At 39.2% G+C, this 20,494-nt stretch carries 19 protein-coding genes; 18 read left to right on the top strand and 1 reads right to left on the bottom strand.

What is annotated here, in order from left to right:
* Positions 1-50 precede the first annotated feature (50 nt).
* The 14 genes from MOC86_RS07405 to MOC86_RS07340 all read left to right on the top strand — a co-directional run bounded on the left by MOC86_RS07405 (position 51) and on the right by MOC86_RS07340 (position 15,022).
* On the top strand, positions 51-842 hold the full coding sequence (locus MOC86_RS07405; RefSeq protein ID WP_019391878.1) for a YmfK family protein: 792 nt from the start codon (positions 51-53) through the stop codon (positions 840-842).
* 12 nt (positions 843-854) lie between these two features.
* Positions 855-1,805, top strand: a complete 951-nt coding sequence (locus tag MOC86_RS07400) for a helix-turn-helix domain-containing protein (RefSeq protein ID WP_243518304.1) — start codon at positions 855-857, stop codon at positions 1,803-1,805.
* A gap of 49 nt (positions 1,806-1,854) precedes the next feature.
* Entirely contained in the window at positions 1,855-2,433 is a 579-nt protein-coding gene (pgsA, locus tag MOC86_RS07395) for a CDP-diacylglycerol--glycerol-3-phosphate 3-phosphatidyltransferase (protein WP_268583546.1), read from the top strand.
* Between the two features lie 67 nt (positions 2,434-2,500).
* A complete protein-coding gene (locus tag MOC86_RS07390; RefSeq protein WP_268583544.1) occupies positions 2,501-3,742 on the top strand; it encodes a competence/damage-inducible protein A in 1,242 nt (413 codons plus the stop codon).
* A gap of 205 nt (positions 3,743-3,947) precedes the next feature.
* Complete coding sequence (gene recA / locus MOC86_RS07385; RefSeq protein WP_268583542.1) at positions 3,948-4,985, top strand: recombinase RecA; 1,038 nt, start codon at positions 3,948-3,950, stop codon at positions 4,983-4,985.
* Positions 4,986-5,455: 470 nt separating this feature from the next.
* Positions 5,456-7,015, top strand: a complete 1,560-nt coding sequence (gene rny, locus MOC86_RS07380; RefSeq protein ID WP_061801667.1) for a ribonuclease Y — start codon at positions 5,456-5,458, stop codon at positions 7,013-7,015.
* A 92-nt stretch (positions 7,016-7,107) separates the two neighbouring features.
* Positions 7,108-7,902 (top strand): TIGR00282 family metallophosphoesterase, encoded by a 795-nt coding sequence (locus MOC86_RS07375; protein WP_268583541.1) that lies wholly within the window; start codon positions 7,108-7,110, stop codon positions 7,900-7,902.
* Between the two features lie 176 nt (positions 7,903-8,078).
* A complete protein-coding gene (gene spoVS / locus MOC86_RS07370) occupies positions 8,079-8,339 on the top strand; it encodes a stage V sporulation protein SpoVS (protein ID WP_019391885.1) in 261 nt (86 codons plus the stop codon).
* Between the two features lie 109 nt (positions 8,340-8,448).
* On the top strand, positions 8,449-9,372 hold the full coding sequence (locus tag MOC86_RS07365; RefSeq protein ID WP_268583539.1) for a dipeptidase: 924 nt from the start codon (positions 8,449-8,451) through the stop codon (positions 9,370-9,372).
* A 179-nt stretch (positions 9,373-9,551) separates the two neighbouring features.
* Entirely contained in the window at positions 9,552-11,090 is a 1,539-nt protein-coding gene (gene miaB, locus MOC86_RS07360; protein WP_268583538.1) for a tRNA (N6-isopentenyl adenosine(37)-C2)-methylthiotransferase MiaB, read from the top strand.
* Position 11,091: 1 nt separating this feature from the next.
* Positions 11,092-11,520, top strand: coding sequence for a RicAFT regulatory complex protein RicA family protein (locus tag MOC86_RS07355; RefSeq protein WP_040056629.1), 429 nt, complete (start codon positions 11,092-11,094; stop codon positions 11,518-11,520).
* A gap of 280 nt (positions 11,521-11,800) precedes the next feature.
* Positions 11,801-13,204, top strand: a complete 1,404-nt coding sequence (locus MOC86_RS07350; RefSeq protein WP_268583535.1) for an amino acid permease — start codon at positions 11,801-11,803, stop codon at positions 13,202-13,204.
* Between the two features lie 235 nt (positions 13,205-13,439).
* Entirely contained in the window at positions 13,440-14,639 is a 1,200-nt protein-coding gene (locus tag MOC86_RS07345; protein WP_243518319.1) for a NupC/NupG family nucleoside CNT transporter, read from the top strand.
* Between the two features lie 158 nt (positions 14,640-14,797).
* Positions 14,798-15,022: a hypothetical protein gene (locus tag MOC86_RS07340; protein ID WP_268583533.1), complete on the top strand. Its 225-nt coding sequence runs from the start codon at positions 14,798-14,800 to the stop codon at positions 15,020-15,022.
* A 281-nt stretch (positions 15,023-15,303) separates the two neighbouring features.
* On the opposite strand, the gene MOC86_RS07335 is transcribed toward MOC86_RS07340, so the two are convergent.
* Positions 15,304-16,218, bottom strand: a complete 915-nt coding sequence (locus MOC86_RS07335; RefSeq protein ID WP_328122520.1) for a LysR family transcriptional regulator — start codon at positions 16,216-16,218, stop codon at positions 15,304-15,306.
* A gap of 213 nt (positions 16,219-16,431) precedes the next feature.
* Between MOC86_RS07335 and MOC86_RS07330 the strand changes: the two genes are divergently transcribed.
* From MOC86_RS07330 to MOC86_RS07315, 4 genes are all read left to right on the top strand, one after another.
* Positions 16,432-17,133: a CoA transferase subunit A gene (locus tag MOC86_RS07330; protein WP_061801660.1), complete on the top strand. Its 702-nt coding sequence runs from the start codon at positions 16,432-16,434 to the stop codon at positions 17,131-17,133.
* A complete protein-coding gene (locus MOC86_RS07325; RefSeq protein WP_268583530.1) occupies positions 17,134-17,811 on the top strand; it encodes a 3-oxoacid CoA-transferase subunit B in 678 nt (225 codons plus the stop codon).
* Positions 17,812-17,866: 55 nt separating this feature from the next.
* Positions 17,867-18,958, top strand: a complete 1,092-nt coding sequence (locus MOC86_RS07320) for a citrate synthase/methylcitrate synthase (protein ID WP_268583528.1) — start codon at positions 17,867-17,869, stop codon at positions 18,956-18,958.
* Between the two features lie 76 nt (positions 18,959-19,034).
* On the top strand, positions 19,035-20,468 hold the full coding sequence (locus MOC86_RS07315; protein ID WP_268583527.1) for a GntP family permease: 1,434 nt from the start codon (positions 19,035-19,037) through the stop codon (positions 20,466-20,468).
* Positions 20,469-20,494 lie beyond the last annotated feature (26 nt).

Below are 20,494 nucleotides of genomic sequence, written 5' to 3'. Positions count from 1 at the left end.
AAAGAAACAGGCAGGAATGGAAAGAATTAATGGAGATAGGAGCACGGACAATGGAAAAGATTGAATGGTATTTAGAATATCAGATCCAAAAGAACCGTCCTGGTTTACTCGGAGACATTTCCTCTCTTTTAGGGATGTTAGCGATAAATATCGTGACGATAAACGGAGTAGACGATCAGCGCCGTGGTCTTTTGCTTCGCTGTGATTCTAACGACCAAATTAAAAGACTTGAATCTATTTTAAAGACGATGGATAATATAGTGGTAACAAAGCTTCGTGAGCCAAAACTTCGCGATAGACTTGCTGTCCGTCATGGTCGCTATATTCAGCGCGATGCGGACGATAAGAAAACGTTTCGGTTTGTGCGTGATGAGCTTGGTTTGCTTGTTGATTTTATGGCAGAGCTTTTTAAAAAAGAAGGTCATAAGCTTATTGGGATTAGAGGCATGCCTAGGGTAGGGAAAACAGAATCTATTGTAGCTGCAAGTGTTTGTGCGAACAAGAGATGGCTTTTTGTTTCCTCGACGCTTTTAAAACAAACGATTCGAAGTCAGCTTATTGAAGATGAATATAGTCCAAATAACTTGTTTATTCTAGACGGTATTGTTTCAACAAAACGGGCAAGTGAAAAACATTGGCAGCTTGTGCGAGAAGTGATGAGACTTGATGCGACAAAAATTATCGAACATCCAGATATTTTTGTGCAAAATAGTGAGTATACACTCGATGATTTTTCCTATATTATTGAATTACGCAACTCTCCAGAAGAGGAAATTACATACGAACCCGTTGAAGGTCCATCCCTCATTGATGGGAATGGTTTTTCTATGTTTGATTTTTAGCATAATTGGTAGGTGTTAGCATTGACAGAGTTAGGAAAAAGGTTAAAAGAAGCACGTATTGAAAAAGGCTTATCGCTTGAAGATTTACAAAAGGAAACAAAAATCCAAAAGCGTTACTTGGCAGGAATTGAAGAAGGAAATTATGATTTAATGCCGGGGAAATTTTACGTGCGCGCGTTTATTAAGCAGTATTGTGAAGCTGTTGGGTTAAACGTTGAACAGACGTTTGAACAGTATCAGGCTGACATACCGTCCGCACAGCACCAAGTCGCTCCAGAAGAGCTTTCTCGTGTAAAAACAAGAACAAAGGAAGTAGCTCCTAAAAATTCAAAAGTGCTTGATGCCTTGCCAAAAGCCATCATTGCGGCTGTTGTAGTTGGTGTCCTTGTCTTAGGATGGGTGATTGCTCTTTACATCAACAAAGACGATAAAGAGCAGGCAAACAGCACTGATTCGCAAGTCGAATCACAGTCAGAGCAGTCATCAGATGCACAAAAAGAAGATAGTAACGATGACAGTGAGCAAACATCAACAAAAACGGATGATAATAAGGAAGCAGAAAAGAAAGAAGATGCTAAAAAAGAAGAGGAAAAAGAGTCGGATAAAGATGAATCTAAATCCAAGCTTACAGCTGTAGAAGGTGCAGCAAATGCAGGCACATACAAGCTTGAAGGAGCAGACGAGTTTAAGCTTGAATTAACGGCTACGGCTACAACTCCTTCATGGGTAGGCGTAACAAATGGCAAAGGCAACTCTTTCTTTAGCAGTATGCTTCAAAAGGGCAAAACAGAAACCATTGATTTAACGAATGAGCAAGAGGTGAAAATCCGAGTTGGTTTTGCTCCTGGCGTTGAAGTGAAAGTAAATGGTGAAGTTGTTCAATATCCAAGCGATCCGAAGCAAAACGTAACGCAGAACGTTTTCATTCAATATGATGGATCTGAAGCGAATAGCGAATCATAATCGTTTCTATACGAGCTTGGTATGTACCGAATAACTGGAGGAATCAACTGTGAATTTACCAAATAAGATTACTGTAGCACGAATATTTTTAATCCCTATTTTTCTTATTATTATGTTAGTGGGCTTTGATTGGGGCACGCTACATGTTGGGGAGACAAGCTTACCTGTTGTAGATCTTGTTGGAGCCATTATTTTTATCATTGCTTCAACAACGGATTGGATTGACGGCTACTATGCCCGTAAGCTTAACATGGTCACAAACTTAGGGAAATTTCTAGATCCGTTAGCAGATAAACTCCTCGTTTCAGCAGCTCTTATTGTTCTTGTAGATATTGAGCTTGCTCCAGCGTGGATGGTTATTGTTATCATTAGCCGAGAATTTGCTGTAACAGGTCTTCGTCTTTTACTAGCAGGTGAAGGAGAAGTATCTGCTGCTGGACAGCTTGGCAAAATTAAAACATGGGCTCAAATTGTAGCAATTGCTGCGCTCCTTCTACACAATGTACCGTTTTCTCTTCTTTCTATTCCGTTTGGAGAGATTGCCCTTTGGATAGCGGTTATTTTCACCGTTATTTCAGGGTGGGACTACTTTGTAAAAGGAAAGCACGTGTTTATTAACTCGAAATAAGAGGAAAAGGGATTTTAGACAATTTGTTTAAAATCCCTTTTACGTATATTTAAAGGAGACGATTTTGATGAATGCAGAAATTATTGGTGTAGGGTCTGAGCTTTTGCTTGGACAAATCGCAAACACAAACGCCCAATTTTTATCAAAACAGCTTGCATCACTAGGTGTAAATGTGTATTATCACACAGTTGTAGGAGATAATCCGAAACGTCTAGAAACCGCGATTGAAGCAGCTAAGGAACGCGCAGATCTTCTTATTTTCACAGGAGGATTAGGGCCTACAAAAGACGACTTAACAAAAGAAACCGTTGCAAAATCACTAGGAAGATCGCTTGTATCACACGAGGAGTCACTTGCCTCTATCAAAGACTATTTTGTAAAAACAAAGCGAGTGATGACACCGAATAATGAAAAGCAGGCACTTGTTGTAGAAGGCTCAGATGTGTTATTAAATGATCACGGCATGGCGCCTGGAATGTACATTGAAGCTGACGGTAAAACGTACATTATGCTTCCAGGACCACCAAAAGAAATGAAGCCAATGTTTGAAAATTATGCAAAACCTCACATCTTAGACCGCCTTGGTGTAAAAGATCAAATTATTTCTCGCGTGCTGCGCTTTTTTGCGATTGGCGAATCACAGCTCGAGACGGAAATTGAAGATCTTTTAGAAGCTCAAAGCAATCCAACAATTGCACCGCTTGCAGGAGATGGGGAAGTTACGCTTCGCTTAACAGCTAAGCATGAGACAGAAGAAGGGGCATTAGCTTTACTAAAAGAAATTGAAGGTAAAATTCAAGAGCGCGTTGGCGAATACTTCTATGGATATGACCAAACAACATTGTTTTCTGAAGCGCTCAAAAAGCTTGGTGAAAAGAACTGGACATTAGCAAGTGCTGAAAGCTTAACAGGTGGCTTGTTTAGTGAAAGAATGACAAGTATCTCAGGTTCTGGTGAGCATATGAGAGGTAGCATTGTCACATATCATGATAATATTAAAGAACATGTTTTAGGAGTGGACACTGACGTTCTTCAAAAACATGGCGCAATTAGTGAACAATGTGCGCGCCAAATGGCTGAGAAAATAAAAGAAAAGTTTAATACATCAGTAGGAATTAGTTTCACAGGAGTTGCGGGTCCAAACACAGCGGAAGGGCATCCTGTTGGACATGTTTTTGTTGGACTTGCCATCGAAGGGAAAGAAACGGTTGTTCACGAACTGAACCTTCAAGGAACAAGAGAAGGGATTCGCAAAAGAACCGTCAACTATGGAGCATATTACTTATTAAAAGAAGGCAGTGAGCTATAAAAGCTCGCTGTTTTTTATAGAGAAAAAATCGAATGAATGTTCGACTTTTTCCTTGGCAAATGACTTAAAAAGATGTATAGTAGTAATAGAAGCTCCCACTGAAAAATAACGTGTGGGAGAGGAGATACTCGCTTTTAAAACAGACTATTATACTAGCAATAGTTTTAATACATTGTGCTTTCAAAGCGCTAAAGGAGGAAATCAATTGAGCGATCGTCAAGCTGCATTAGATATGGCTTTAAAGCAAATTGAGAAACAGTTTGGTAAAGGTTCTATTATGAAATTAGGAGAAGACACTGAACGTAAGATTTCCAGCGTTCCAAGTGGTTCACTTGCACTGGATGTGGCACTTGGAATAGGTGGATACCCACGTGGACGTATTGTAGAAGTATACGGCCCAGAAAGCTCTGGTAAAACAACGTTTGCTCTACATGCAATTGCAGAAGTGCAAGCGGAAGGTGGACAAGCTGCTTTTATCGATGCAGAGCATGCTCTTGATCCAGTTTATGCAAGAAACTTAGGTGTAAAAGTAGATGAACTTCTTTTATCACAGCCAGATACAGGTGAGCAAGCGTTAGAAATCGCAGAAGCTCTTGTACGAAGTGGTGCTGTTGATATTGTTGTTGTCGACTCTGTTGCAGCTCTTGTACCAAAAGCAGAGATTGAAGGGGAAATGGGTGACTCACATGTTGGTTTACAAGCTCGTCTTATGTCACAAGCTCTTCGTAAGCTTTCAGGTGCAATCAACAAGTCTAACACAATTGCTTTGTTCATCAACCAAATTCGTGAAAAAGTGGGCGTAATGTTCGGTAACCCAGAAACAACTCCTGGTGGACGCGCGCTTAAATTCTATTCTTCTGTTCGTCTTGAAATTCGTCGTGCAGAACAGCTTAAACAAGGTAACGACGTTGTCGGAAACAAAACAAGAGTTAAAGTTGTAAAAAATAAAGTAGCGCCACCATTCCGTACAGCTGAAGTAGATATCATGTATGGAGAAGGTGTGTCAAGAGAAGGTGAACTTTTAGATATCGGTTCTGAACTTGATATCGTTCAAAAAAGCGGTGCTTGGTACTCTTACAACGAAGAACGTCTTGGACAAGGTCGCGAGAATGCGAAACAGTTCTTGAAAGAAAATAAAGAGATTGCTGCTGAGATTCGTAACCAAATTCGTCTTCATCATGGTTTAGATGAAGAGATGGTCCAACAGGCAGAAGAGCAAGAAAGAGTAGAAGTTCCAGAATAAAAGGCTGATTTTTTCAGCCTTTTTTTTATAATAAAATATTGATATACATAGAGTAGAAAAGCTTTTAAGCATAAAAAGAGAGAGTAATGGAGAAAATGGAACTAGGTGGAAAATCACTCTCATCCCTTCAAAGAAAAGAATTTGAACAAATTGGAAGGCTTGACAATAAATTTTGCCACCTTTACAATTAATATGTATATCTTATATTAATGTAATGAATCAGTTGCTATGTAAAAAAGCGAATTGATGTTACAATGGAATAGGAGAACGGACACGTGCTCAATGAGCATGTGTTAACATGAGTCAAAAGCTTTGCTTACCGTTCGGCTCGCTTTGATATAAGACTCAAAAATCGGGTCGCTTTTTTTATAGCGACGGCTTTTTTTTACAAGCCTTTGTATGTATATGGAAACATGAAAAATGTACATGCCGACAAGACAATTTACTTATAGCAAGAGGAGGTGAAAAGGATGGAAACTATTACAATCATCTCCGCTTTGCTTACCTTAATCGTCGGTATTGTTGTTGGGTATTTTATTCGCAGATCTATTGCAGAGGCGAAGATCGCAGGCGCGAAAAGTGCTGCGGAACAGATTGTGGACGAAGGAAAACGCGAAGCAGAATCCTTGAAAAAAGAAGCATTGCTAGAAGCGAAAGACGAAATTCACAAGCTTCGTACAGAAGCTGAGCAAGAAATTCGAACTCGCCGAACAGAGCTTCAAAAACAAGATAATCGCTTAATGCAAAAAGAAGAGAACCTTGACCGAAAAGACGAGACGCTAGACAAGCGTGAAACGGCACTTGAAGGGAAAGAACATTCTCTTACACAGAGACAACAACAAATAGAAGAAATGGAAAGCAAAGCGGAAGAAATGCTAGCCGCTCACCAAACAGAGCTTGAACGAATTTCAGGCTTAACGCGTGAAGAAGCGAAGCAAATTATTCTTGACCGCGTAGAGAATGAACTCTCACATGATGCGGCCGTGATGATTAAAGAAAGTGAACATCGAGCAAAAGAAGAAGCGGACAAGAAAGCAAAAGAAATCCTGTCGCTTGCTCTCCAAAGATGTGCAGCAGACCACGTTGCTGAAACAACAGTATCAGTTGTTAACTTGCCAAACGACGAAATGAAAGGACGAATTATCGGACGTGAAGGCCGAAACATTCGAACACTAGAAACATTAACAGGTATTGATCTTATTATTGATGATACACCAGAAGCAGTCATTTTATCAGGTTTTGATCCTATTCGTCGTGAAACAGCAAGAATTGCACTTGATAAACTTGTTCAAGATGGACGTATCCATCCAGCTCGTATTGAGGAAATGGTCGAAAAATCTCGTCGTGAGGTTGATGAGTACATTCGAGAAGTTGGAGAACAAACAACATTTGAAGTTGGTGTTCACGGGCTCCATCCAGATTTAATTAAAATTTTAGGACGCTTGAAGTTCCGTACAAGCTATGGTCAAAACGTCTTAAAACACTCCATGGAAGTGGCTTTCCTAGCAGGCCTTATGGCAGCAGAGCTTGGGGAAGATGCCGTTCTTGCACGCCGTGCAGGGTTGCTTCATGATATTGGAAAAGCGATTGATCATGAAGTAGAAGGAAGCCACGTTGAGATTGGGGTTGAGCTCGCAACAAAATATAAAGAGCACCCTGTTGTCATTAATGCCATCGCTTCTCACCACGGTGACGCTGAACCAACATCAATTATCGCTGTGCTTGTAGCAGCTGCTGATGCGCTTTCGGCTGCACGCCCTGGAGCAAGAAGTGAAACGCTTGAAAACTATATTCGTCGCTTAGAAAGACTTGAAGAGATTTCAGAAGGTTACGAAGGCGTCGAAAAATCATTTGCAATTCAAGCAGGTCGTGAAGTTCGAATCATGGTGAAACCAGATACGATTGATGACCTACAGGCGCATCGTTTAGCTCGAGATATTCGCAAGCGAATTGAAGAGGAGCTCGATTACCCTGGCCACATTAAAGTCACGGTTATTCGTGAAACAAGAGCCGTTGAATATGCAAAATAAATAACGCCAGATAGTCTCGGAAACATCGTTTCCGAGACTATCTTATTTCTATCAGCTTAAAATGAGAATTTGAACGTAGAAGGGATTTAATTATGAAGATTTTATTTGTCGGAGATGTTGTAGGCTCTCCAGGAAGAGAAATGATAGAAGACTATTTGCCACGCCTAAAGCAAAAGTTTTCTCCAAATATGATTATTGTAAACGGAGAAAATGCCGCACATGGTAAAGGAATTACAGAGAAAATTTACCGAGGATTTCTAAATAGTGGAGCACACGTTGTTACACTAGGAAACCATGCATGGGATAAGCGCGAGATTTTTGATTTCATTGACAATGCAAAACAGCTTGTTCGTCCTGCAAACTTTCCAGAAGGAACGCCAGGAAAAGGGCTTGTTTTCTATCCATATCGAAATACAGAAGTCGCGGTTATTAACTTGCAAGGTCGCGCGTTCTTGCCTCCAATTGATTGTCCATTTAAAAAAATCGATGAACTTATCGAAGAAGCTCGCAAGCGTACGTCCCTTATTTTTGTTGATTTTCATGGAGAAGCAACAAGTGAAAAGCAAGCGCTTGGTTGGTACGTAGATGGCCGTGTTTCAGCTGTTGTTGGTACACATACACACGTTCAAACAGCAGATAACCGTGTTCTTCCAAAAGGAACGGCTTATATTTCAGATGTTGGAATGACAGGTCCATATGACGGAATTTTAGGAATGAGCCGTGAAGCTGTTCTACGCCGTTTTCAAACAGCTTTACCAGTTCGCTTTGAAGTAGAGGAAGGTCGCAAACAGCTTAGTGCCGTTCTAATTGATCTTGAAGATAAAACAGGTAAAGCAAAAAAGATTGAGCGCATTTTAATTAACGACGATCATCCGTTTTTCGTATAAAAGAAGAGTCGCAGAATTTCTGTGACTTTTTCACATTAAATGTTTTCGGAATTTTTAGAAAAGATAAAGAAACAGGCAGGAATATGTATGCGCTACCGTGAATATAGTATCAATGAAATTAAAGTTTTTCTACTAAACCTTCAATATACACTGTAAAAGATGAGGAGGATTCAAAGATGGAAATCTTAAAAGTATCAGCAAAATCAAATCCAAACTCAGTGGCAGGAGCACTTGCTGGCGTTTTGCGTGAACGAGGCGGAGCCGAGATTCAAGCAATTGGTGCAGGAGCGCTCAATCAAGCTGTAAAAGCCGTGGCGATTGCGAGAGGATTTGTAGCACCAAGTGGCGTTGATCTCATCTGTATTCCGGCATTCACTGACATTCAAATCGATGGCGAAGAACGGACAGCCATTAAGCTTATTGTGGAACCTCGCTAAAACAATGGATTTTTTTCATAAACGTTCATTCCATAACATAGATAGTGGAATATAAAATAACCTGTTGAATATTCAACAGGTTATTCTAGTTGAAAAAGGAAGTGATCAAATGCTCGTTTTTGACGCACATTGCGACGCTTTATTAAAACTATGGAGCGACGAAAAAATTTCTTTTTTCCAAGATGAAAAAAGTCTGCACGTTACAGTAAAAGATCTGTGGCAAGGTGGAGTAAAAGTGCAACTTTTTGCAATTTACATTCCTGAACGGGTCGCGCCGTCTGCTCGCTTCACAGTAGCCCTTAAGATGGTCGAAATCTTTCATGAGCGAGTTTTGGCTCAGGAAAAGATGAAGCATGTGCGAAACAAGAGGGATATTGAAGCTTTAAAAGAAGGTGAAATAGGAGCAATGCTAACGCTTGAAGGATGTGATTCAATTGGAGTAGAAGAAACACATCTAAAAACATTGTTGCGGCTCGGCGTTTCTTCTGTTGGCTTAACGTGGAACCATTCAAATGCCGTTGCAGACGGCGTTCTAGAAGATCGTGGCGCAGGTTTGTCATCATTTGGTCGCCGTATTGTGAATCTTCTTGACGAAAATAAAGTATGGACAGACGTATCACATCTTTCTAAAAAAGGATTTTGGGACGTGATGGAGTTTTCTTCATATCCAATTGCTTCTCATTCTAATGCTTATTCGCTTTGTAGACATCCGCGAAATTTAGATGATAGTCAAATTAGAGCGCTTATTTCAAAAAACAGCATGATTGGCATCACTTTTGTTCCCGATTTTTTGCGCCAGGGAGGAAGGGCAACAGTAAGCGATGTGCTCCGTCATCTTGATTATGTGTGCAGTTTAGGAGGAGAACGAAATGTGGGATTTGGTTCTGACTTTGACGGTATTGATGAAACGGTAGAAGGTCTCGACAGAGCAGGAAAGTATGATCATCTCGCAAACACGCTTTTGCGTTATTATAAAGAAGAACATGTTCATCGCTTTTTGTATCAAAATTTCTTCGATCATCTTCCGTATTAAGAGAACGGAAATTGCCTTTTCTAAGAAAGAAATTTTGTAAACACCTATGAAATATGGTATCTTTTTTAATAGCATGTTAGGAATTTAACCACTTTTTCATGTTTCTTAAAAGAGAGGGAAGCCTCTCTTTTTCGCGTGTCTATAAGGGATGCGTGCTTTATCTTGAAAGGAGAATACTTATGAACGAACAACTTGAAGGAAAACAAGCGACGCCAGCGGACAAAAAATCCGTAAAGGAAAAAACGTCGGCAGACTTTGCAAAATACTTTGAATCTGTTTATGCTCCGCCATCTTTAAAAGATGCAAAAAAACGCGGAAAAGAAGAAATTAAATATGAGAACGATTTTAAAATTGAAGAAGAATTTAGAGGCATGGGTGAGGGACGTAAATTTTACATCCGCACGTACGGCTGTCAAATGAACGAACATGATACAGAAGTGATGGCTGGGATTTTCATGGCTTTAGGTTATGAGCCGACAGAAGAACAAGGAGATGCAGACGTTATTTTACTGAACACCTGTGCAATTCGTGAAAACGCAGAAAACAAAGTGTTCGGTGAAATCGGTCATTTGAAGCATCTGAAGCGCCAAAATCCAGATCTTATTCTTGGAGTTTGTGGCTGTATGTCACAAGAAGAATCTGTTGTAAATAAAATTCTAAAAACGTTCCCACATATGGACCTTATTTTCGGAACGCACAACATTCACCGCCTTCCACAGCTTTTAAAAGAAGCATATATGTCAAAAGCAATGGTTGTTGAAGTATGGTCAAAAGAAGGAGATGTAATTGAAAACCTTCCACGCGTACGTAAAGGCCAAATTAAAGGTTGGGTAAACATCATGTACGGCTGTGATAAGTTCTGTACGTACTGTATTGTGCCATATACACGAGGAAAAGAGCGCAGTCGTCGTCCAGAAGAAATTATTGCAGAAGTACGTCAGTTAGCAGCTCAAGGATATAAAGAAATTACGCTTCTTGGTCAAAATGTAAATGCGTATGGAAAAGACTTTGAAGATATGGAATATGGCTTAGGACACTTAATGGATGAGCTTCGCAAAATTGATATTCCACGTATTCGTTTTACAACAAGTCATCCTCGTGACTTTGATGATTATTTAATTGAAGTACTTGCCAAAGGTGGTAACCTTCTAGATCATATTCACCTTCCTGTACAGTCTGGAAGCAGTGCCGTATTGAAACTAATGGCACGTAAATACGACCGAGAGCGCTATTTGGAGCTTGTTCGCAAAATTAAAGAAGCAATGCCAAACGCATCGCTTACAACAGACATTATCGTTGGCTTCCCAAATGAAACAGACGAGCAGTTTGAAGAAACAATGTCTCTTTATCGTGAAGTAGGCTTTGATAGTGCTTATACATTTATCTACTCACCACGTGAAGGTACGCCAGCAGCGAAAATGAAAGATAACGTACCAATGCGTGTGAAAAAGGAGCGTTTACAACGTCTAAATGCGCTTGTAAATGAAACTTCTGCAGCGAAAATGAAGGAATATGAAGGCAAGGTTGTCGAAGTATTAGTAGAAGGGGAAAGTAAAAATAACCCTGAAATTCTGGCTGGTTACACAGAGAAAAGTAAGCTTGTTAACTTTAAAGGACCAAAGTCAACGATTGGCAGCATTGTAAAAGTAGAAATTACAAAAGCGAAAACTTGGTCTCTTGACGGTGTGATGGCAGAGGAGATTGTTGAGGTGAAATAAGATGAAAAAGTATTCAAAAGAAGACATTCTTTTGCGTGCGCGCGAGCTTGCTGGAATGATTTCCGAAACGGAAGAAGTAGATTTTTTCAAGCGGGCGGAAGCGAAACTCAATGAAAATGAGAAAGTTCGTCTTACCATTAACGAAATTAAGCAGCTTCAAAAGCAGGCTGTCAATTTCCAACACTACGGAAAAACAGAAGCATTGCGCAAAACAGAAGCTAAAATTGATGCACTTCAAGAAGAACTTGATAACTTGCCGATCATTCAGCAGTTTAAAGATTCTCAAGGAGATGTAAACGATCTTCTTCAACTTGTTGCGACGACAATTTCTAAAAAGGTAACAGACGAAATCATTATTTCTACAGACGGCAATTTACTTAGCGGTGAAACAGGTTCACAAGTGAAATCTTCAAAAGGAACGTGTCATTAAAATAGAAGGACTCAAGCCTTTATAGGTCTTGAGTCCTTTGTTTTTGTCAAAAAGAATCAAAAAATGTGTAAGAGTATCTTGCAAAAATAGAGAAATAGATGTAAAAAAGAGATAATCTTAAAAAGTATTTTTCAGAAAATTATAGACTTTTCCCAAAAAATATTTTAAAATCTACTCAGACCTATCCATTGGGATAGGTGAAATAAAAGGAGTCAGAATTTACAGAAAATATAGAATAATTAGAATTCATCATTTGTAGAGAACAGAAGGGGGAAAAAAGATGAGCGATGGTTTAGCAAGAAAAAAGAATATAGAAGATATGATTGCTGCATCGAGTAATGGAAAAGGATTAAAGCGTGAGCTTGGCGCATTTGACCTTACGATGCTTGGAATCGGAGCTATTATTGGAACAGGAATTTTTGTTTTAACAGGAACAGGAGCTCTTACAGCAGGACCAGGACTTATGCTTTCGTTCGTTATTGCGGGACTTGCATGTTTGTTTGCTGCTTTAGCATATGCAGAATTTGCATCAACAGTGCCTGTATCAGGGTCTGTATACACATACACTTATGCAACACTAGGCGAATTTTTAGCCTTTATTATCGGTTGGGATTTAATTTTGGAATATTTGCTTGCGGTTAGTGCCGTTTCTGTTGGTTGGTCAGGCTACTTTCAATCGTTTTTAAGTGGAATTGGGATTAATTTACCGACTGCTTTAACAGCAGCACCTGGCTCTGTTGAAGGAGCAACAACATTTTTTAATCTTCCTGCTTTTATTATCATTATGGCCATTACTTTGTTAATTTCACTTGGTGTAAAAGAATCAAAACGTGTTAACAACATTATGGTAATTCTGAAAGTGTTAGTTGTTGTCTTATTTATTGCAGTTGCTTGCTTCTATGTAAGGCCATCAAACTGGGCGCCATTTGCGCCATTTGGTTTTAGCGGTATTTTCCAAGCAGCAGCACTTGTTTTCTTCGCCTTTATTGGATTTGATGCCGTAGCATCTGCAGCAGAAGAAACAAAGAACCCAAAGAAAAACTTACCACGAGGCATTATGGCTTCACTTTTCGTTTGTACAATCCTTTACGTTATCGTAACCGCGATTATGACAGGCGTTGTACCGTTTATGAGATTTGAAGGTGCAATTGATCATCCTATCTCACTTGTACTACAAATATCAGGACAAAACTGGGTAGCAGGGATTATCGACGTTGGAGCTGTTCTTGGAATGACAACGGTTATGCTTGTTATGCTTTATGGTCAAACACGCGTTATGTTTTCAATGTCAAGAGATGGCCTTATGCCAGCCAAATTATCTAAAGTTCATCCGAAATATAAAACACCATTTTTCGGAACTTGGTTCTTCGGAACAGTTGCTGCTTTAGTTGGTGCTCTTATTCCACTTGATGAGCTTGCAAAACTTGTAAATATCGGAACGTTAGCAGCCTTTATCCTAATTTCTATCGCTGTTCTTGTATTACGCAAAACACGTTCAGATATGCCAAGAGGATTCCGTTGCCCTGCAGTTCCTTTAGTACCAATTTTAGCTATCTTATTCTGTGGATTTTTAATCTCTCAGCTTGGATCTCAAACGTTCATTCGTTTCTTAATCTGGCTTGCAATCGGCGTTGTCATTTACTTTTCATATTCACGCCGTAACTCAAAATTAAATGAAAAATAAGACACAAAAAAGAAGAGGAGAGCATTTCCTCTTCTTTTTTTATTCATAAAAAAAGGAATAAAAAACATATTAAGAAAGAACGAAAGAATAAGAATGGCTAATTAAGAGAAAAAAGTTTAAAAAAGTTGAAATATCCCGAATTTAGTATGGCGAAATGAGTCGATATTAGTTACTATTAGAAGGTATGTGAAATATGGCGCGTCTCAGCGTTAGGAAATAGGTAGGAGTGAAAAACATGTATGTTCTTATTAATATCATTGGGATTCTAGTTGTACTTGCACTTGCTTACATTAGTTCCCTTGATCGTAAAAAGATTAAACTATGGCCAATTGCCGTTATGGTTGTACTACAGTTCATCGTAACATGGCTTATGCTTACAACAACAATTGGAGGAACAATCATTAAAGGAGTTGCAGCTTTCTTTGTTTTCCTTATTGACTCCGCATTAGAAGGCGTAGCTTTCATCGTCCCTGATCTTGTGCCACAAGATGGTTCAGGAACAATGTTCTTTATTGGTGTATTGCTTCCTATTATCTTTATTGTTGCATTTTTCGATATTCTAACGTATTTCGGAATTATGCCGCTTCTTATTAATGTTATTGGTTGGATTCTATCTAAGCTAACAGGAACGCCTCGTTTTGAAAGCTTTTTCGCTGCACAAGTTATGTTCTTGGGCAACAATGAAGCGCTTGCTGTTACACGTGACCAAATTAGCAAAATGAGTGACAAGCGTCTCCTATCTATGTGTATGATGGGAATGTCTTGTGTTAGTGCAAGTGTTCTTGGAGCGTACATGACGCTTCTTGATCCAAAATATGTATTAACTGCAATCCCGCTTAACGCGCTTGGTGCTCTTATCATGTCATCCTTAATTGTACCATATACGGTTTCAAAAGAAGAAGACGTTGTGTACAAGCCTTCAAAAGCAGAACGCAAAAACTTCTTTGATGTGATCTCAACTAGTATGCTAACAGGTGGAAAGATGGCATTAATCATTGCAGCAATGCTCGTTGGTTTTACAGCTCTTATTGCCTGCATCAACGGAATTTTAGGTATTTTCAATGATAGTCTTACACTTGAATATTTATTCTCACTTATCTTTGCTCCACTTGCTTTCTTAATGGGAGTAGAATGGACAGAAGCGTTGAAAATCGCTCGCTTTATGGGAGAGAAACTAGCAACAAACGAATTTGTAGCAATGACAAACTTAAAAGAAGTATTAGGTACATTAAAACCGCATTCACAAGCCGTTATTTCAACGTTCCTTGTGTCATTCTGTAACTTCTCAACAATCGGAATCATTCTAGGAAGCGTACAAGCTTTATTTGGTTCTGAAAAATCAGCATATGTTGCGAAATATACATGGCGTTTACTTTTAGCAGGTATTCTTGTTTCTTGTCTTACAGCAATGGTTGTTGGTTTATTTGTACATTAAAAACCAGAGAAATTGACAGTAATAGAGTACGATAAAAAGCAGTGGCGTGAATTTACGCCACTGCTTTGTTTTTTATGTACTTTTAGTTCGAACTGCTAGATTTTTTCGTTCACCCATTTTTTTCAATGCAATACGATGTATGTGAAGGAGTGATGACAATGCCATGGCAACAAAAAATTAGGTATTTAATTGGGCAGCCTGTTGGGATTTCATTAACAAATGGGCAAGGGACTTCAGGTGTTTTGTGCGGTACATCTGGAAGAAATCTTCTTGTAATTGAATATTTGTATCAAGCACAATTTGCCTTAAAGCAATACGATTTTTATATGATTCAGGATGTAAATGGATTTCCACCTTGTCAGAACCAACACCCATTATATTAAAGACAAGTCCCTCTATAGAGGAACTTGTCTTTGGTTTACGTCGTATTATGTGCCTACTATGTTTTTTATTTCTATTTGTATTATACTTCGCCATTTAGATTAGTGATAAAAATTTAGAAGTCTTTAAGAAATTTAAAGGAACATTACTAACACAATTAGTAATTGAATTAAGACTGGTTTTGAACACATTACAATATTTAGTGTGACTCCGTTAAATCCTCTGCGATTTGATCTTCTAACTTTATTTATTGTTTACTCTCTTTCAACAGAACTTGTTAGCATTATATAGGCTGATTTTTTTTGATAAGTTTATGATCTTCAGAATAACTTACAAGAAAATCAATGAGCTTTCGATTAGCAAACGAAATGTAGCTGTTCTTTTTTACAGCAAAACCAAGTTCCCATAGTGGAGTGGGGTTAACAAGTGGAACCATCGTGATTTTGTCATGATTCATCTTACTGTAAATAGACTGCGGAAGAATGGCAATTCCAAACTCTTCTGCTACAAGTTCGCTAATTAAATCCCACTGTGAGCTTTCATATGGAACACTTGGTGTAAAACCTGCATTCACACATTCCCATATGATGCGGTCATGAAGCGTAAACTGTTTGCTGAACAAAATAAATTTTTCTTCTGATAGCTCCTTTAAAGAGAGGGATGTTCTATTGGCGAATTTGTGCGTTTTAGCACAAAAGAAAGCAAACTCTTCTTGGATAAAAGGATGAATTTCAAATTTTGGGTTGTTTACAGGCAGTACAATGATGGCAATATCCACTTTCTCTTCTTCTACAAATTCGACAAGTTTTTTTGCCCCAAATTCGACAAGTTCAAGTGAAATCTTCGGATATTGGTTATGAAAGCTCCTTGCGATTGATGGAAAGAAAAGAGTGCCAATCAAAGGAGGAATACCGATGCGGATTGTGCCTGTTGGGGAATTCATGAGGTTATCAAGACGAAGCGTTAAATCTGTGAGGGAAGCTGTTAGTTTGAGCGCTTCTTGATAGACAATTTCTCCTGCATCTGTAAGTTTAAGCTTGCGGGTCGAGCGATCAAAAAGCTCGACTTTGAGCTCTTCTTCAAGGTTTTTAACAATTTTACTTAAAGCAGGCTGTGAAAGGTGTACGTTTGCAGCAGCTTTTGTGAAACTTTCCTGCTCAGCAACCGCTACAAAATACTCCAGCTGGCGGATATCCACGGCCATCATCCTTTCTATTCTTTATTTTCATACTATTCATTCCATTTATTTATTTTACTTATTAATCGGAAAATTGTAAACTCTTACATAAGGAAAGGTAGAATTGCCTATATTGGACAAAGAAGAAGTTGAGAGTTCTCTTCCATAAAAAATAAATATGTATGCGCTACCAAAATGCTGAATATGAAAAGATTATAGAAAGGAACGATGGCGATGAAAACGATTTACTCATCCTTTATAGAAGCCGTTTCTGACATCAAAGATGGAGATACTCTGATGGTGGGCGGATTTGGATTATGTGGTATTCCCGAAAATCTAATATTAGCTCTTGCTGAAACAGGAGCAAAAGATTTGACAGTGATTTCAAATAACTGTGGTGTTGATGACTATGGTCTTGGAGTTCTTTTAAAAAATAAACAAATTAAAAAGATGATTAGTTCATATGTTGGAGAAAACAAAGAATTTGAGCGCCAAGTTCTTCAAGGAGAGCTTGAAGTAGAGTTAACGCCGCAAGGAACGCTTGCTGAAAAGATTCGGGCAGGTGGGGCAGGTATTCCAGCTTTCTTCACACCAGCTGGCGTTGGTACCCCAATTGCAGAAGGAAAAGAAATACGTGAGTTTAACGGCAAAAAGTACGTGCTTGAAGAAGCGCTCACAGCAGATTTTACTTTAGTCAGAGCAGAGCAAGGCGACAAGTGGGGAAATCTTGTGTATAACAAAACAGCTCAAAACTTTAGTCCAATAATGGCAGCAGCAGGAAAAGTTACTATTGCTGAAGTTGAGAAATTAAGCGAAGTGGGCTCTTTAAATCCAAACTTTATTCATACACCGAGCATTTATGTTCAAGGACTTATTCAAGGTAAGCAAGAAAAACGAATTGAACGCTTAACAAAACGAGAAGCGGGGGTGAACTAAATGAGCAAAGGAATTCAAGATAAAAAAGCAGTCCGTGAGAAGATTGCGAGACGCGCTGAAAAAGAAATTGCAGATGGTTCTTACGTAAACCTTGGAATTGGTATGCCAACGCTCGTAGCAAATTATATTAGCAATAACAAACAAGTTGTGCTTCAGTCTGAAAACGGCCTTTTAGGTATTGGACCATATCCTTTAGAAGAAGAAGTTGATGCAGATTTGATTAATGCTGGTAAAGAAACAGTTACAGCTATACCAGGTTCTTCTTATTTTAACAGCGCTGAATCGTTTGCTATGATTCGCGGTGGTCATATTGACGTAGCGATCCTGGGAGGTATGGAAGTATCTGAAAAAGGAGATCTTGCCAACTGGATGATTCCAGGGAAAATGATTAAAGGCATGGGAGGCGCGATGGATCTTGTGCACGGTGCCCGTAAAACAATTGTCATTATGGATCACGTCAATAAAGCCGGCGAATCAAAACTTTTGTCTCAATGTGAGCTACCGCTAACGGGGGAAGGCGTTGTAGATCGCATTATCACAGAAAGAGCCGTTATTGATGTTGTAGACTCTGGGCTTTTACTTGTTGAAGTAGCAAAAGGCTACACAGTTGAAGAGGTTGTGAATTCCACAGAAGGCCGCTTAACAGTTAGTGATGAAGTAAAACTTGATGCTTATTAAAACAAGAGAATTTTAAAGGGAAGTTCTTTTGTTGATATATAAGGGGGATGAAAGCATGAGTTATTCAAAGGGGTTAGAAGGCGTAGTAGCAGCTGAAACGTATGTTGGTCATGTTGATGGAGAAAATGGCAAACTGATCTACAGAGGCTATATGGCTAAGGATTTAGCTGTAAACTACTCGTTTGAAGAGGTTGCTTACCTTGTTTGGAATGACGCACTTCCAAATGAAAAAGAGTTGAACGAATTTAAAAAAGCGTTAAAAGAGAATCGAAGTATTCCAGATTACGTTTTAAATATTTTACGAGTATTGCCAAAAGAAACAGAGATTATGAGCGTGCTAAGAACGTGTATTTCAGCGCTCGGCACAAAAGACTATGCGTGGCCTCCAAAAATTGATCAGGCAATGAAGCTAACGGCCATTACGCCAACAATTATTGCGTACTGGTATCGCAAGCAAAATAACTTATCAATCATCAATCCAAACAACGAACTTGATCATGTAGCGAACTACCTTTATATGATTAAAGGAGAAAAGCCGCGTGAGGATCTTGTTAAAGCATTGAGCGCTTACTTTATCCTCACAATTGAGCATGGGATGAATGCCTCAACGTTCTCAAGTCGGGTTGTTACCTCAACAGAGTCTGATATGGTGTCAGCTCTTTGCGCCGCTATTGGTGCAATGAAAGGACCGCTTCACGGCGGAGCTCCTTCTGGCGTTATTTCAATGCTTGACGAAATTTCAAGCAAAGAAGAAATTGAACCATGGGTGAGAGCACGCTTAGATAAAGGTGAAAAAATTATGGGATTTGGTCACCGTGTCTACAGAACAAGAGATCCTCGTTCTGAAGCTCTGAAAACAGTTCTTCAAAGCGTTGCAAGTAAAAATAATTGGTTTGATCTTGTGCTTGAAGTTGAAAAAACAACGATTGCTCTTTTAGAGGAATATAAGCCAGGACGCGGCATTTATACAAATGTTGAATACTTTGCAGCAGCTGTTATGAAGTCCATTGACCTACATTCTTCTCTTTTTACTCCAACGTTCACAGCAAGCCGATTTGTGGGATGGACAGCACATATTCTCGAACAGTCGGCATCAAATAGAATTTATCGACCACAGTCTGTTTATAAAGGACCTGTTCCAGTTTAAAAGGATGAAAAGAGCCGGCAGAGACGTTCTCTGCCGGCTCTCATATAATAGATTCTAAAGTATTGGAGGGAAAGAGATGGATGTCGTTATCATTCTATTTTCACTCGGGTTGCTCATGTTTATGGCTTATAGGGGGTACAGTGTTATTTTATTTGCTCCTATTGCTGCTCTTTTAGCAGTAGCCTTAACAAACCCAACTTACGTGCTCCCGTTTTTTAGTGAAGTATTTATGGTCAAGATGGTGGACTTTATTAAGCAGTATTTTCCTGTATTCTTACTTGGAGCCGTATTTGGAAAAGTAGTTGAAATGTCAGGGCTTGCGCGCATTATCGCTCAAACCATTATAAGTCTTGTTGGAGCAAAGCGAGCCATTTTAGCGACAGTTCTTCTTGGAGCTATTCTTACTTACAGCGGCGTTAGCTTATTTGTAGTTGTGTTTGCTGTTTATCCATTTGCAAACAACATGTTCAGAGAAGCGAATATTCCGAAGCGCCTTCTGCCAGCGGCAATTGCGCTTGGAGCCGTTACATTTACAATGGACGCGCTCCCTGGAACACCGCAAATTCAAAACGTTATTCCAACAACCTTTTTCAAAACAGATATTTATGCTGCTCCTATTTTAGGGTTTATTGGAACCGCTTTCGTTTTATTCACAACTTTATTTTATCTTGAATGGCGCCGCAAGCAGGCTGCAAAGCGTGGAGAGGGCTATTCAGGGTCTTTGACAGAAGAGCAGCTTGCAGCATCCTCTGAGCTTGCAAAAGAAGAAAGTAAAGTAAGCGTTGAGTCTGTTACAACGGCAAGGAAGATTTTGGCTTTTGTACCACTTGTCCTTGTTGGAGTATCGAACAAGTTTTTTACGGAAATGATTCCTAAATGGTATAGCGGTGGTTTTGACTTCTCAAAAATTGGACTTCCTACTTATAACGAAGTTGATTTATCAAAAGTAACCGGTATTTGGTCAGTAGAAATTGCGTTAGCGCTTGGAATTATTGCAACAATTGCGCTAAACTGGACGCCTGTTGTCCAAAATATGAAAAAAGGTCTTACAGAAGGAATTAGCGGCTCGCTTTTAGCTGTAATGAACACAGCTTCTGAATATGGATTTGGGGCCGTTATTGCTGCTCTTCCTGGCTTTTTAGTTATCCGTGACGGTATTTCACAAGCATTCACAAATCCGCTTGTAAACAGTGCTGTAACAACAAACGTTTTAGCAGGGGTTACAGGATCTGCCTCAGGTGGGATGAGTATTGTTCTTGGCGTTATGGGGGAGAAATATTATCAAGTTGCTCAAGCTGCTAATATTGATTTAGAAGTTATGCACAGAGTTATCTCAATGGCTTCAGGTGGGATGGATACTCTTCCACACAACGGAGCAATTATTACGCTTTTAGCTGTAACAGGAATGACCCACAAACAGTCATATGGAGACATTTTTGTGATCACAGTTGTTAAAACACTTGCTGCGTTCTTAATTATTGCGGTTTATATGCTAACAGGTCTAGTTTAAATGAAAAAGGGAAATTTAGTGTGAGT

Source organism: Priestia endophytica, from assembly GCF_026790145.1.
GTDB classification, from domain to species: Bacteria; Bacillota; Bacilli; order Bacillales; family Bacillaceae_H; genus Bacillus_I; species Bacillus_I endophytica_A.
The sequence above is the reverse complement of the archived record's forward strand: the minus strand, read 5'-3'. Positions and strand labels throughout refer to the sequence as shown.